Source organism: Microbispora hainanensis, assembly GCF_006874475.1.
Classification (GTDB): domain Bacteria; phylum Actinomycetota; class Actinomycetes; order Streptosporangiales; family Streptosporangiaceae; genus Microbispora; species Microbispora hainanensis.
Genome location: NZ_VIRM01000010.1, coordinates 36047 through 50138, shown reverse-complemented (window position 1 = coordinate 50138; position 14092 = coordinate 36047). Strand labels below are relative to the sequence as shown.

14 protein-coding genes are annotated in these 14092 nt (G+C 75.3%); 3 read left to right on the top strand and 11 right to left on the bottom strand.

Features of this window, described 5'->3' with window-relative positions:
* Positions 1–149: 149 nt before the first annotated feature.
* Positions 150–599 carry a hypothetical protein gene (locus FLX08_RS10740; protein WP_142618422.1) on the bottom strand — a complete coding sequence of 150 codons (450 nt, stop codon included), beginning with the start codon at positions 597–599 and terminating at the stop codon, positions 150–152.
* Positions 596–829, bottom strand: coding sequence for a ribbon-helix-helix domain-containing protein (locus FLX08_RS10735; RefSeq protein WP_142618420.1), 234 nt, complete (start codon positions 827–829; stop codon positions 596–598). Before FLX08_RS10735 ends, FLX08_RS10740 begins: the two co-directional genes overlap by 4 nt.
* 67 nt (positions 830–896) lie before the next feature.
* On the opposite strand from FLX08_RS10735, the gene FLX08_RS10730 reads away from it, so the two are divergent.
* A complete protein-coding gene (locus FLX08_RS10730; protein ID WP_244312540.1) occupies positions 897–1718 on the top strand; it encodes an SDR family NAD(P)-dependent oxidoreductase in 822 nt (273 codons plus the stop codon).
* Between the two features lie 7 nt (positions 1719–1725).
* On the opposite strand, the gene hpnH is transcribed toward FLX08_RS10730, so the two are convergent.
* The 7 genes from hpnH to FLX08_RS10695 all read right to left on the bottom strand — a co-directional run bounded on the left by hpnH (position 1726) and on the right by FLX08_RS10695 (position 10366).
* On the bottom strand, positions 1726–2730 hold the full coding sequence (hpnH, locus tag FLX08_RS10725) for an adenosyl-hopene transferase HpnH (RefSeq protein ID WP_142618418.1): 1005 nt from the start codon (positions 2728–2730) through the stop codon (positions 1726–1728).
* Positions 2730–4277, bottom strand: a complete 1548-nt coding sequence (gene ispH / locus FLX08_RS10720) for a 4-hydroxy-3-methylbut-2-enyl diphosphate reductase (RefSeq protein WP_142618416.1) — start codon at positions 4275–4277, stop codon at positions 2730–2732. The genes hpnH and ispH overlap by 1 nt, the downstream gene beginning before the upstream one ends.
* Complete coding sequence (gene shc, locus FLX08_RS10715; protein WP_142618413.1) at positions 4265–6232, bottom strand: squalene--hopene cyclase; 1968 nt, start codon at positions 6230–6232, stop codon at positions 4265–4267. Before shc ends, ispH begins: the two co-directional genes overlap by 13 nt.
* Positions 6229–7569 (bottom strand): hydroxysqualene dehydroxylase HpnE, encoded by a 1341-nt coding sequence (gene hpnE / locus FLX08_RS10710; RefSeq protein ID WP_244312539.1) that lies wholly within the window; start codon positions 7567–7569, stop codon positions 6229–6231. Before hpnE ends, shc begins: the two co-directional genes overlap by 4 nt.
* A gap of 8 nt (positions 7570–7577) precedes the next feature.
* Positions 7578–8594 (bottom strand): phytoene/squalene synthase family protein, encoded by a 1017-nt coding sequence (locus FLX08_RS10705; RefSeq protein WP_244312538.1) that lies wholly within the window; start codon positions 8592–8594, stop codon positions 7578–7580.
* The gene (gene hpnC, locus FLX08_RS10700; protein ID WP_142618410.1) at positions 8569–9420 is read right to left on the bottom strand and encodes a squalene synthase HpnC; all 852 of its coding nucleotides are present in this window, start codon (positions 9418–9420) and stop codon (positions 8569–8571) included. Before hpnC ends, FLX08_RS10705 begins: the two co-directional genes overlap by 26 nt.
* Positions 9421–9592: 172 nt before the next feature.
* On the bottom strand, positions 9593–10366 hold the full coding sequence (locus FLX08_RS10695; protein WP_142618408.1) for a polysaccharide deacetylase family protein: 774 nt from the start codon (positions 10364–10366) through the stop codon (positions 9593–9595).
* 53 nt (positions 10367–10419) lie between these two features.
* Here FLX08_RS10695 and FLX08_RS10690 point away from each other — a divergent pair, with 53 nt between their 5' ends.
* Positions 10420–11571 (top strand): MGDG synthase family glycosyltransferase, encoded by a 1152-nt coding sequence (locus FLX08_RS10690; protein WP_142618406.1) that lies wholly within the window; start codon positions 10420–10422, stop codon positions 11569–11571.
* Here the strand turns inward: FLX08_RS10690 and FLX08_RS10685 are convergent.
* Complete coding sequence (locus FLX08_RS10685) at positions 11489–12400, bottom strand: DMT family transporter (protein WP_142618404.1); 912 nt, start codon at positions 12398–12400, stop codon at positions 11489–11491. The two genes, FLX08_RS10690 and FLX08_RS10685, sit on opposite strands and share 83 nt — an antisense overlap.
* A gap of 263 nt (positions 12401–12663) precedes the next feature.
* Between FLX08_RS10685 and FLX08_RS10680 the strand changes: the two genes are divergently transcribed.
* A complete protein-coding gene (locus FLX08_RS10680; protein WP_208761380.1) occupies positions 12664–13095 on the top strand; it encodes an SPW repeat protein in 432 nt (143 codons plus the stop codon).
* Between the two features lie 46 nt (positions 13096–13141).
* On the opposite strand, the gene FLX08_RS10675 is transcribed toward FLX08_RS10680, so the two are convergent.
* A complete protein-coding gene (locus FLX08_RS10675; protein WP_142618400.1) occupies positions 13142–14053 on the bottom strand; it encodes a LysR family transcriptional regulator in 912 nt (303 codons plus the stop codon).
* Between the last annotated feature and the right edge of the window lie 39 nt (positions 14054–14092).

The window sequence follows — 14092 nt, the reverse complement described above, 5'->3', positions numbered from 1 at the left end:
CGCCCGTGAGGTAGGAGGCCACGCCGCGACATCGCCCCCTTGCAGGCCGCGCTCGACTCGATCCTCGACCGCGTGCAGTCCCTTCGCCGTTGACCGGGCCGGATCAGGACCTGGTCGCAGGACCTGGTCGCAGGACCTGGTCGCAGGGGCTAGGGGAGGATCTCCAGGCGGACGTCGAGGCCCTCGTACAGGTAGGGGGTCGCGGTGATGATCCGCCAGTTGCGGCGGGTGGCGTGGACGGCCGCGTGGGCGGCGACCAGGACGTCGGGCAGGAGCGCGTCGGCGGCGGCCGGCCGGTGACGCCGCAGGCTCGTCATGATGGCCTGCGCGTACGGCCCGCCTTCGACGGCGTCGCCGGGGGAGAGCGCGCCGCTGACCACCATCGACATCCGCAGGAAGCGTTCGAGCCGGGGCTGGATGGGACCGAGCGACAACACCTGGACGGCGAGCGCGGGGACGAGGAGGGTGACGCCGTGCGCCGAGGACTGCCGCACGACGGCCCTGCCGTACATGCTCTTGCCCTCGATCAGGTGGACGACGGCGTCGAGGTCCAGCACGTGGCCGGACAGGACGCCGGCCGGTGGGACGGGGTCGGTCACGCGGCGTCCGCCTTGGCGTCGCCGTTCATCAGGCGCGCCGCGCGGGCGCTGTCGTCATCGGTGATGCCGTCCTGCCAGCCCGGCCCCCATAAATCGGCCATGATGGCCAGGTCGCCCTGGATGCGCCGCCGCTCCCGCAGCGCCGCGGCGATGTAGGCCGAGGCGTTGCCGGACGCCTGCGCCTCGTCGGCCAGTTCGTCCGGCAAAGAGATCGTAATCTTCTTGGTCATACTCGGCAGGTTACCCAGTCATACCACCGGCGGTCCACCGGTTCGCGGAAACCACAGGGGTACACCCTTGGGCGAGCGGGGTGACGAGCGGGGTGACGAGCAGGCGACGAGGGGGTGGGCGCGGATGCGGCTGGCGGGGGCACGGGTGCTCGTCACGGGGGCGTCGTCGGGCATCGGCGCCGCCACGGCGCTGGAGCTGTCGGCGCGCGGCGCGCGGCTGGTGCTGTCCGGGCGCGACCAGGACGCGCTCGCGGGCGTCGCCGCACGGACCGGCGGCGAGATGCTGCCCGCGGACCTGTCCGACCCCTCGGCCGACCTCGCCGTACGCGCCGGGCGGGTGGACGTTCTGGTGGCGTGCGCGGGCGAGGGCTGGAGCGGGCCGCTCACGCGGATGTCGGGCGGCACGGCCGAGCGCATGATCGCGGTCAACCTGACGGCCCACGTGCAGCTCACCCGGCTGCTGCTGCCCGGGATGCTGGAGCGCGGCCGGGGCCACCTCGTCTACGTCGCCTCGATCGCCGGTGTGGTGGGCGTGCGGGAGGAGGCGGTGTACGCCGCGACCAAGGCGGGCCTGCTGGTCTTCGCCGAGAGCCTGCGCTACGAGCTTCCCCCCGTCGACGGGGCCGGCGTCGACGGGAAGGGCGTCGGCGTGACGGCCGTGGTGCCGGGGGTCGTCGACACGCCGTTCTTCGCCCGGCGCGGCAGGCCCTACACCCGCCGCAGGCCCGAGCCCGTCCCGCCCGAGCGGGTGGCCCGCGCCATCGCGACGGCCGTCGAGCGCGACCGCGCCGAGGTGTACGTCCCCGCCTGGCTGCGGGTGCCCGCCCGCCTGCACGGGGCCGCGCCCGGCGTGTTCCGCGTGCTGGCCCGCCGCTTCGGCCGTCCCTGAGAGTTACCTACGTCCCGCGCAGAGCGCGCAGGGACTCGCGCAGCGAGCCGAGGGTGGCGAAGACCGCCGTCGGCTCGTAGCCGCAGTGGGCCATGCAGTTGGCGCAGCGCGGGTCGCGCCCCCGGCCGTAGGCGTCCCAGTCGGTCTCCTCGGCCAGCTCCCGGTAGCTCTGCGCATACCCGTCCGCCATCAGGTAGCAGGGCCGCTGCCAGCCGAACACCGAATAGGACGGGATCGCCCAGGCCGTGCACGGGAAGTCGGCCTTCCCCTCCAGGAAGTCCAGGAACAGCGGCGAGTGGTTGAACCGCCAGCGCCTGCGGTTGCCGCCCGCGAACGCGGCGCGGAACAGCTCCCGCGTCTGCCGCACCCCCAGGAAGCAGTCCTGGTCGGGCGCCTTCTCGTACGCGTACCCGGGCGAGATCATCATCTGGTCGACGCACAGGTCGTCGTTGAGGAAGTTGAGCACCTCGATCACGGTGCGCGGGCTGTCGCCGGCGAAGAACGTGGTGTTGGTGGTGACGCGGAAGCCGCGCCGCCGGCACTCGCGCACCGCCGCGACCGCCTCGTCGAACACGCCCTCCTTGCACACCGACGCGTCGTGCCGCTCGCGCAGGCCGTCGATGTGGACCGCCCACGCGAAGTAGGGCGAGGGCGTGAACCGGTCGATCTTGCGCGGGATCAGCAGCGCGTTGGTGCACAGGAAGACGTACTTCCTGCGCGCCACCAGTTCCTCGACCATCTCCCCGATCTGGGGGTGCATGAGCGGTTCCCCGCCCGCGATCGACACCATCGGGGCGCCGCACTCCTCGACGGCGGCCACCGCCTGCTCGACCGGCATGCGCTGCTTCAGCACGCCGGCCGGGTGCTGGATCTTCCCGCAGCCCGCGCACTTCAGGTTGCACGCGAACAACGGCTCAAGCTCGACCAGCAGCGGGAACCTCTCCCGCCGGCGCAGCCGCTGGGCCAGGATGTAGGCCCCGACGCGCAGACTCTGGCGTACGGGCATCGGCATCAGGGCCGCACCTCCTTCGGCAACGTGAACTCGACGTTCTCCTCGGTCACCCTCCGTTCCTCCGTCTCCAGCGGGCCGAGCCCGCCGAGGGCGGCCACGATGGCGTCCACCATCGCGCCGGGCGTGGACGCCCCGGCGGTCACCCCGACCGTCCGCGCGCCGCGCAGCCAGTCGAGCGCGATGTCGCCGGGGCCGTCGACCAGGCGGGCGAGCGGAGCCCCGCCGTGACCGGAGCGCGCGGCGACCTCGGTGAGGCGCAGCGCGTTGGAGGAGTTGGCCGAGCCGACGACCAGCACCAGGTCGGCCTCCTCGGCGACGGCCCGCACCGCGTGCTGCCGGTTGGTCGTCGCGTAGCAGATGTCGTCGCCGCGCGGCCCCTCGGCGTCGGGGAAGCGCCGCCGCACCGCCGCGGCGACCCGCCCCGCCTCGTCGGCCGCCAGCGTGGTCTGGGTGAGGTAGGCGACCCCGCGCCCCGGCGGCACGGCCGCCACCGCGTCCGCCACTCCCGCTTCGTCCTCGACCAGCACGCCCGCGCCGGGCACCTCCCCGAGCACGCCCTCGACCTCCTCGTGCCCGGCGTGGCCGATGAGCATGACGAGGTCGCCCCGCGCGGCGAACCTGCGGGCCTCCGCGTGCACCTTCGCCACCAGCGGGCACGTCGCGTCGACGACGCGCAGCCCGCGCCGCCCCGCCTCCTCGCGTACGGCGGGCGCGACCCCGTGCGCGGAGAAGACCGTGACCGCGCCCTCCGGCACCTCGGCCAGGTCGTCGACGAACACCGCGCCGCGCCGCTCCAGGTCGCGTACGACGTGAATGTTGTGCACGATCTGCTTGCGCACGTACACGGGCGCGCCGAACCGGTCGAGCGCGCGCTCCACGATCTCGATGGCCCGTTCGACCCCGGCGCAGAACGAGCGGGGCGAGGCCAGCAGGACCCGCCGCGGGCCGGTCGCCGCCGCCCACCGGGCCAGCACCGGGCCGATCCGGGCGAGCGTGCGCCGCGCGGCGACCGCGCCGCCCATCGTGGCGAGGTTCAGCAGCGGGGCGTCGGGGGTGTCCACGATGACCCGCACGGCCGCGAACGGCCGGGCCCCCGCGGCGGCCGCCATCGGGGCGCTCTCCATGTCGACGGCGTACGCGCCCTCGCGGGCCAGCGCCCGGCGGCCACGGCCGGTCACGATGCGCGGAGAGGTGACGAGCGGGCCGGTGCGGGCGGGCAGCCCGGCGCGCACGAGCTCTCCGGCGAGCAGCGGAGCCGACGGGCACGGCCAGACCCGGTCGCCGGAGCGGACCTCGGTGGCGACGAGCACGTCCCCGGGGCGCAGTCCGTCGTGGAGCGCCCCGCCGAAGCCGGTGACGGCGAGGGCGGCGGCGGGCGGGAGCAGGGCCGCCGCGCGCGCGGCCCGTTCGGGCCCCATGCCCATCCGGACGACCCGGACCAGCGGGTGGCCGCCGCCGGGGTCCGGCCGGGAGCGCAGGCCGCGGGCGACGGCCCGGGCCTCCATCCCCAGCGCGGTGCACACGATCAGATCGGTCAGATCGGACATGGCGTCGCCTCCGGTCCGGCCGTCTCGTGCAGGCGCAGGTAGCGGCCGAGCGCGCTGACCGGGAAGACGAGGCGGTAGAGGTGGTAGTTGATGGCGAAGTCGCCGGGGAAGCCCGTCCCGGTGTAGTAGGGCTCGTCCCAGGTGCCGTCGGGGCGCTGGCTGTCGGCGAGCCAGGCGACGCCCCGGTCCACGGACGGGCCCCGTTCCCCGGCCGCGAGCAGGCCGATGAGGGCCCAGGCCGTCTGCGAGGCGGTCGGCTCGCCCCGCCCGATCCAGGCGGGGTCGCGGTAGGAGCGCAGGTCCTCGCCCCAGCCGCCGCAGGGGTGCTGGTGCGCCTCCAGCCACGCCACGGCGCGCCGCACGCAGGGGGCCTCCGGCCGCACCCCGGCCGCGGCGAGGGCGGGCAGCACCGCCCCCGTGCCGTACACGTGGTTGGCCCCCCACCGGCCGAACCACGAGCCGTCGGGCTCCTGCGCCCGCAGCAGCCACACCACCGCCCGCCGTACGACGGGGGAGCGGGCCATCCCCTCGGCCGCGAGCGCCTCGACCACGTGCGCGGTCACGTCGGCCGACGGCGGGTCGATGACCGCGCCGAAGTCGCAGAACGGCAGCCGCAGGCACAGCTCGCGGGTGTTGTCGGCGTCGAAAGCGGCGAACCCGCCGTCGCGGCAGGCCATCCCGGCCGTCCAGCGCAGCCCCCGCTCCAGGGCCGGCCGGGCGTCGGGCCGGCCCAAGCGGCGCAGCGCGAGGATCACCTCGGCCGTGTCGTCGACGTCGGGATAGCCGTCGTTGTCGAACTCGAAGGCCCAGCCGCCCGGCGCGAGACCGGGGCGCCGCACCGCCCAGTCGCCCGGCCCACGGATCTCCTCGCGCAGCAGCCACTCGCCCGCCCGGCTCAGCGCGGCGTGGTCGGGGGGCAGGCCCGCGTCGAGGAGGGCGGTCATCGCGAGCGCGGTGTCCCAGACCGGCGACTGGCACGCCTCCAGCCGGCGCGTGCCGTCCTCTCTGATGGTGAACCTGTCCAGCCCGGCCAGGCCGGCGCGCATGACGGGGTGGCCGATGCCGTACCCGCTCAGGTGCAGCGCGATCAGCGAGTAGACCCAGGGGGGCTGGATGCCGCCCCACGAGCCGTCCGCCTCCTGCCGGGCGACCACCCACTCGACGGCCCGCCGCAGCGCGGCGCGGCGGAGCCCGGCGACCGGATGCCGTTCGTAGCGGTGCAGGGCGCGGTCGAGGGCCGCGAACGCCGCGTCCCAGCCGGTCCGCGGGGGCCGTGGCGCGGGCCGTCCCGTACGCAGCTCCGGCAGCCCGAACGGCAGCGGCCGGACCGGCCGGTGCGCGGTCACGATCGTGAGCGGGACGATGGTCTGCCGGGCCCAGCACGCCCAGTCGTACACGTTCAGCGGGCACCACGGCGGCAGGAACATGATCTCCGGTGGGATGACCGGCAGGTCCTCCCACCGCCACTGCCCGAACATGGCGAGCCAGATCCGGGTGAAGACCCGGGCCGACTCGATGCCGCCCGCCCCGCGCACGTACGCCGCCGCGGCGCGCATGTGCGGGGCCGAGGGCGGGTCGCCCGCGAGCCGCAGCGCGACGTACGCCTCGATGGTGGTGGACAGGTCGGCGGGACCCTCGTGGAAGTTCGCCCAGGTGCCGGAAAGCGTGCCGTCCGCGCGCTGCTGCGACCTGATCCACCGGGCGGCCTCGGCGGTCTCCTCCGCGGTCCGCACGCCCAGGAACTCGCGCAGCAGGAGGTCTTCGGCGTCCATGGTCACGTTGGTCTGCAGCTCGCCCTTCCACCAGCCCTCGGGCGACTGCAGGCCCAGCAGGTGGTCGCGCGCCGCCTTCAGGGCGGTCGCGGCGCGGGCGGCGCTGGTGGCGACCCCAGCGGTGACGCCGGCGGCGGCCGCAGCGGCGGCCCCGGTGGTGACGCCGGTGGTGACGCCGGTCACAGGGCGTGCTCCTTTTCGAGATGCCGCCTGGCGAGGCGGGCCGCCTGGAGACCGCTGCGCACGGCTCCCTCCATCGTGTCGGGCCAGCCCGTGTCGGTCCACGCGCCGGCGAGGAACAGCCCGGGCCACCGGGTGGCCGTGCCCGGGCGCAGCCCCCCGCTGCCCGGGACCTGCCGGAAGGTCGCCCGCCGCTCCCTGGTGATGAACAGGTCCACGACCCTGGCCGCACGCGCGGCGGGGAGCAGCCGCTCCAGCTCGGGCAGGAACACCTCGCGCATCACGGCCGTGGGCACCTCGATCCAGTGCCGCGCCGCCGACACCGAGACCGTCAGATACTGGCCCCGCGTGAGGCCGCCCGAGGCGGTCCTGTCGAAGATCCACTGCACCGGCGAGCCGACCACGGCGGCGAACGGCAGCCGCATGACGGGCCGGTCATAGACGACGTGCACGTTGACGATGGGGCTCGCCCCGAGGCCCGCCCAGGCGTCCCGGTCCGGCGCGGCCTCCGCCGGCACGAGCCGCGCGGCCTGGCCGTGCGGGGTGGCGACCACGACGGCCGACGCGTCGACGCGCGCGCCGCCCACGCGGATCGCCGGCCCCGGCAGGACCCTGTCGACCTTCGCCGCCGGCCGCACCTCACCGCCCAGCCGGGTGATCGCGGACAGCGCGGCGCCGCCGTGCAGCTCGCCGAGCGGGACGGACGGCACCCCGATGTCGGCGGCGTCGGCGCGGCCGAGCAGGGCCGTCCTGAAGACCATCGCCGCCGGTCCCAGCGCCGCCTCGTCGGACGGGATGTTGAGCGCCGCCACCGCGAACAGGTCCCACAGCGCCCGCCGCGCGGCCTCCCGCTGGCCGTTGTCGGCCAGCCAGCCGCCGAGCGCGGCCCGGTCGAGGGCGGGCTCCGCCGGGTCGAGCCCGCGCAGCGCGAGCGCGCCGCGCATCGCGCGCAGCCGGTCGGCGGGGGACAGCAGGCGGTAGCCCGCGAGCGCGGGCAGCAGGTGGAACGGCCCGGGCAGCGCGGCCCGGCGCAGCCGGCCCCGCCCGCCGTGGGGGGTGAGCACGCACACGTCGAAGCGTTCCTGCAGGCGCACCCGCCCGGTGCCGCCCAGCCGGTCGAGCAGCCCACGGTAGGCCGTGCAGCAGCGCAGGAAGACGTGCTGCCCGTTGTCGGCCGTCAGGCCGCCCCGGGCGAAGGAGTGGGTGGCCCCCCCGAGCCGGGGCCTCGCCTCGTAGAGCGTCACCGGCCATCCGGCCTCCGCGAGCGCGAGGGCCGCGGTGATGCCGGCGAGGCCGCCGCCCACCACGGCGACGGGCGCAACGTCCCTCGGGCTGCTCATCCGGCCGTTCATCGGGACGCTCCCGTGATCGCCCGCGCCGCGACCATCGCCTTCGCCCACGGGGTGAGCGACACGCGCCCGGCCAGCGCCTGGCCGGGGTCGGCGGCGATGCGCGCGAGCAGCCGCCGGTAGATGCCCGCCATCGCCGCGGTGCAGGCCGCGCTGCGCCGGTCGAGCAGCGGGATCAGGCGCATCCCCTCGGCGTACCAGCCGAGCGCCCTGCCCGCCTCATAGCGGATGAGCCGAGCCAGCCGCTCGGGCGGATCGGCGAACGCCCCCGACGCGTCCAGGTCGAGGGTGCAGCCGAACCTGCGCAGGTCGTCGGCGGGCAGGTAGACCCGGCCCGCGCACCGGTCCTCGCGCAGGTCCCTGAGCACGTTGGTGAGCTGGAGCGCCACCCCCAGGGAGTCGGCGAGCCGCGCCGCCCGCCGCAGGGCCCGCTGCTCGGCCGCCGCCCCGCCGGCGAGGCCGAACACGCCGAGGGACAGCCGTCCGATCGACCCGGCGACCTCCCGGCAGTAGCCGACCAGGTCCTCGTACGACTGGTAGCACGCGCCCGCGACGTCGTCGGCGCATCCGTCGATCAGCTCCTCGAACGCCTCCAGAGGGACGGGGAAGCGCGCGGCGGTGTCGCGCAGCGCCACCAGGACGGGGTCGGCGAGGTCCGGCAGGGTGGCCCGCAGTCCCGCGCGGGCCTGCTCCAGGGCCGACAGCCGGGCGTCCACCGGCCCGGCCGCGTCGCCGATGTCGTCGATCCGGCGGGCGAAGGCGTAGAGCGCGCTGAGCGCGCGGCGCTTGGGCGGGGCGAGCAGGCGGATGCCGTAGGCGAAGTTGCGCGCGCGGGTGCGGACGACGCGCTCGCAATACCGGTAGGCCACGGGAACGGGCACCGCTACCGGCATCGGCACGGGAATGGGCGTGAGGGGGCGCAGCGCGGGACCGGGCGGGTCGTCCCCCGCGCGATGCGGGGCGGGGCCGGGCGGGCGATCGGGAACGGGATCAGGAATCGCGCCGGGAACCGTCACCGTTCACCTCCTTCAGCACGCGCACCCACTCGCTCAGCACCGCGCGGCGGCGCGCGCGGACCGCCCCGCCGAGGACGTCGTGCCGGCCCCGCTCCAGCGCCGCGAGCGCCGCCCGGCCGCCCGCGACATAGCCGGCGACCGCGGTGCGCGCGAACCCGCTCAGCGTCTCCAGCAGCGGCATGCCCTCGTCCAGCAGGGTGGCGGCGCGGCGGGCCTGCAGCGCCACGGCCCGGCGCAGTCGCGGGGAGGTGCGCGGCGCGTCCAGGTCTGCCTCGCGGCAGCCGAACCTGCGCAGGTCCTCGCCGGGGAGGTAGACGCGGCCGCGGGCGTGGTCCTCGCCCACGTCCTGGCAGTGCTCGATCACCTGCAGCGCCGAGCAGATGCGGTCCGACAGCCGCGCCCGCTCCGGGGTGGCCACGCCGAAGACGTGCAGGACGATCCGCCCGACGGGGTTGGCGGACAGCTCGCAGTAGGCCAGCAACTGCGCGAAGGTGTCGTAGCGCCGCACCGCCTGGTCGCGCCGGTTGGCCTCCACGAGATGGAGGAAGGGCGTCCGCGGCACGCCCCGCCCGGCGACCAGCGGCCCCAGCGCCCGCACGGCGGGCAGCCGCGGGCTCCCTCCGGCGTACAGGCGGCCGAGGTCGGCCTCCACCTCGTCGAGCAGGGCGGACCGCCCGGCGGGGTCCCCCTCGTCGCCGACGTCGTCCACATAGCGGGCGAAGCCGTACACCGCCATCAGGTCGCGGCGGTACGCGCGCGGAAGCAGGCGGGAGGCCACCGGGAAGTTCTCCCGGTGCGCGGCGTCGCGTACGTCCGCTGCGGACATGCCTGAAGAATCTCCACCGCAATTCACCACAAACCCCGACAGGCCGGGCGGGCGCTTTTACGTGGGCAACCCGGCGGGAAAAGCGGCGTACTGCGCCGGACGATATTCGGAAAAAAGCGCAAAAGTGTAGCTGAAAAGGATGCTGATGACGAGCGTTCCTTTTTCCGGGCTTTTAGGCTTCCGTCCGCAGGTAAAAGCTTGCCGATGCCGGGAGCCGGTGGGGCCGTGCGCCGCCGCCGGGTACACCCACGCCGTGGGCGCCGAGCGGTCCGACACGCAGTCCGGCGGCGCGGCAGCGCGCGACCACGCCGGCGAGCGCGCCCAGCGCCGAGCGCCACGAACCCGGGGCGGAGGTGTGGTCGCAGTCGTGCAGCAGCAGCGTCGCCCCGCCGCGCAGGCCGGGCTCCAGGGTGCGCAGCACCGAGCCGGGCGTGGCCCGGCGCGTCCAGTCCTCGCCCCAGGCCGTCCACAGCACCGGGCGCAGGCCGTGCCACCGGGCCGCGACCAGCGCCTCCGCGCTCAGCACGCCGTACGGCGGGCGATACCACGAGGGGCGTGTGCCGGTGACGGCGGCGACGAGGCGTGCGGCCCTGCCCATCTCGGCCGCGACCCGGCCCGGCCGGGTGACCAGGGCGTTGTCGTGCCGCCAGCCGTGCACGGCCACCTCGTGCCCGGCCCTCGCGATGCTCCGCCCGAGCTCCGGACGGCGGTCGAGCATCTCGCCGAGGAGGAAGAAGGTCGCCCGGCATCCGAGCCGGTCAAGCTCGTCGAGGAACAGCGGGGTCGATCGCGGGTCGGGCCCGTCGTCGAAGGTGAGCGCCACGTGCCCGGGATCGCCCTCGCCCGCGAGCGACGGCAGCAGGCGGCGGACCGCGGGCAGCCAGGCGGCTCCCGGCCCGGCGTGGACCAGGGCCAGCCCGGCGACGACCAGCGCGTGAGGTCTCATCGCGTTCCAGTGTCCGTCACGCCTCCCCCCGCCCCGGAAGGAGGGTCGTGAGCATGAGGGACAGGGCTTTGATCGTCAGCGCCTCGATGGGCGCGGGCCACGACGCGGTGGCCGCCGAGCTGGCCCGCCGCCTGGCCGCCGCCGGCACGCGTGCGGAGGTCGTGGACGTGCTCGCCCTGCTGCCGCTGCGGCTGGGCGCGCTCCTGCGGTGGTGGTATCGCGGCGTGATGCTGCGGTCGCCGTGGCTGTACGCGCTGGTCTACCGCGTCTTCTTCGTCTCCCGCCGGGCCCCCTCCACCTCGCCGCTGACGGCCCTGGCCGCGGCCGGGCTGGCCCGTGCGGTGCGCCGCGTGCGGCCCTCCCTGGTGGTGCCGGTCTTCCACGTGGCCGCGCAGGCCGCCGGGCATCTGCGCGAGCGGGGACGGCTGGCCGTGCCGAGCGTGGTCGTGCTGACCGACTTCGCCGTGCACCGCCTCTGGCTGCACCCCGGCAACGACCGCTACCTGTGCCCGGACACGTCCACGGCCCTCGCGGTGACGGCCGCCCTCGGCCGCCCGGCCTTCCGCTGCGCCCCGATCGTCCGCCCCGAGTTCGCCGTGCCTGTTTCCGGCGCGCCCGGGACCGGCGCAGGTGCGGCGGCGGACGTGCGGGCCCGCATCGGCCTGCGCGACGCCGACCGGATCGTGCTCGTCTGCGCGGGCTCCTGGGGGGTCGGCAGGGTCGCGGCGACCGCCCGGCTCGTGGCCCGCTCGGGCCGCTACGCGCCCGTCGTGCTGTGCGGGCGCAACGAGCGCCTGCGCCGCCGCCTCGGGCGGCTGCTCGGCCGTGCCGGAACGGGGGTCGCCCTCGGCTGGCGGGACGACCTGGCGGACCTGCTCGCCTGCGCGTACGCGCTGGTGGACAACGCGGGCGGGCTGACCTGCCGGGAGGCGTTCGCGGCGGGAGTGCCGGTCGTCACCCACCGGCCGATCGCGGGCCACGGCAGGGACGGCGTGCTCGCGATGGCACACGCCGGGGTCGGCGTCCACGCGCGCCGCCGCGCCGACCTGCTGCGGGCGCTCGACCGGCTCGAACCCGGCCTGCCCGGGCGGGCCGCGCTCACCGCGCGAGCGGCCGCCCTGTTCACCACGGCGCCGGCCGAGTCCCTTCTTCTCCCTGACCTCCCGCTCCGGGATGAGCCCCGGCCATGTGAGCCTGCTCCCTGAGCGGGGCGTACCTCGACAGCAGCACGCTGCCGTAGGCGATGAGGGCCATGCCGGTCAGCTCGGGCACCACCCACGGGCCGGTGCGGATGTCCTCGCCGAACATGGCCACGCCGTACGCCGTGCTCGCCACGGGGTCGGTCACGGTCAGCGCGGGCTGCACGGCGACGAGCGGACCGCTGTGCAGGGCGTTCTGCAGCAGGAACAGGCTGCACAAACCGGCCGCCACCATGGCCCACAGCGACCAGGAGCCGGCGAGCGTCCGCGGGTCCGCCGGCAACTCCTCCACCGTGCGCTTCATGAGCACGGCGGTGTAGGCGAAGCCGAGCCCGGCGGCGACCCCGAGCAGCACGGCGCGGGCGGGCCCGCCGCAGACGATCGCGGCGGCCACGCAGCAGGCGAGCAGCCCGGCGGTCACCCCCGCCGAGACGACCCAGGTCAGGGGGCCGGGAAGCCGATCACCGGGGGTGGGCGACGCCGACACGAGGAACCCGGCGAGTCCCACCGTCAGCGCACCGACGGCCAGCCACGTCTGGGGGGTGACCCGAACCTGGAACATCCAGCCCCCCACGAGCATCGTGATCGGCAGTTCCGCGACCAGCAGGGGCTGGACGAGCGCGAGCCCCCCGGAGGTCAGGGCGGCCGCCTGCAGCAGGAAGCCCGCGATGAGCGCGCCGATGCCGCCCAGCCAGGTGGGCCGCCGCATGAGGTCCCACATCAGGCCGATCCGGAACGCCTCGTCGGCCGGGGCGTTGCGGGCGGCCCGGCGCTGCAGTACGGACGCGACGGCGTTGGCCGCCGCGGCGAGCAACGCCAGGACTACAGCGATCATGACCCCCAGCGCCCCGTCTCGGGCTCTCGTTGCGGCGCCTCTCGTCGAGGCCCCACCGCTACCCTGCCCGGCCATTCCCGCCGCATGTCGCCTTGAACGCTCCCAACCGTATTTGTCCGGCGATTGCCGAATAAATACGGGAATATTAATTGAAATCGAGAATGCCGAGATTTAGCGGGGTATGGCCGTTTGCGCAAACGTACGCAGCAGGAAAGGCGGAACCAGACATGGTTGGACCCACCGGCCTCGAACGTCATTCCGACGTGAGCGAGCTACGCCAGACGTACGATCGGGCGGGCTCGACGGCCCCCGCCCAGGTGCTGGAGGGGCTAGCCTTCCTGGCCGGCCTGTATCTGGCCCTATCGCCATGGATCGTCGGGTTCTTCGGATTCCGGGGCATGACCGTCAACAACCTGATCACCGGCCTCGTGATCAGCGCCCTCGCTCTGGGGCTCGCGTCCGCCTTCGGGCGCACCTACGGCATGGGCTGGCTTCTCCCGCTGCTCGGCGTGTGGGCGATCGTCTCGCCGTTTGTGGTGCGCGGGGGACGTGAGGCCACCACGACGACGATTTGGAACAACGTCGCGATCGGCATCGTGACCGTGGCGCTGGGAGCCGCCACACTCGCGATGGCGCAGGCGTACCGCCGGCACGAGCGTGGCGAGCACGGCTCGCGCAGGCTCGGCAACTGGTGACGGACCGGCGCCCGGCCCACCGCACGGTGGGCCGGGCGCCGCATGTCTACCGGAGGGTCACGCTGAGGCGGGCCGAGGCGTCCCTCAGGTAGTCGACGAACGCGCGCAGCGCGGGATTGGGATTGGTGGGGCGCAGCGCGGCGCCCACCCGCCGGTAGAGCTTGGGCCCGTCCACCTGGCACACCTGGATGCCCGCCGCGCCCTGCACGCCGAGGCTCGGCACGAGGGCCACGCCGAGCCCGGCCCGCACCAGGCCGAGCGTCACCTCGTAGTGGTCGCTGCGGCAGCGGATGGTGGGCGTCATCCCCTCCAGCGCGCCGGCCCGCTCCAGCACCGACACCGGGGTCTCGGTGCCGAACGTCGTGATCCACGGCTCGTCGGCCAGGTCGGTCAGCCGCACCCGGGGCCGGTGCCCCGCCGGATGGCCGAGCGGCAGGACGAGGAGCTGCGGCTCGTCGAACAGGTGGACGACCTCCACGCCCTTCGGCGCCTTCCACGGATCGAGCGCGTGCTCGAACACGACCAGCACGTCGAGCTCGCCGCGTTCCACGTCGGGCAGCAGCTCGTGCGGCTGCCCGAGCACCAGATCGAGCTCGACGCCCGGGTGGCGCGCGGTGAAGGACGACAACGCCATCGGCAGCAGGCGATAGCCGGCGGAGGCGAAGAACCCGATGCGCAGCTGCCCGGCGTCCGCCCGCGCCTGCGCGAGCAGGTCCTTCTCGGCGCATTCGATGAGGTCGAGCACCTCCTGGGCCCGCCCGGCGAGGCGACGGCCCGCCGCGGTCAGCCGCAGGCTGTGCGCGGCCCGCTCCACCAGCCCGACCCCCGCCTCCTCCTCCAGCCGGGCGAGCTGGTGGGAGACGGCGGAGGGCGACAGCCGCAGGGACTTGGCGGCTCCGGCGATGCTCCCGGTCCTGAAGACCTCCAGGAGCACCTTGAGGCGGTGGCTGCTGAGCATTCCCCCAGTATCGTGACACAGTATCGGTGAGACAGTATC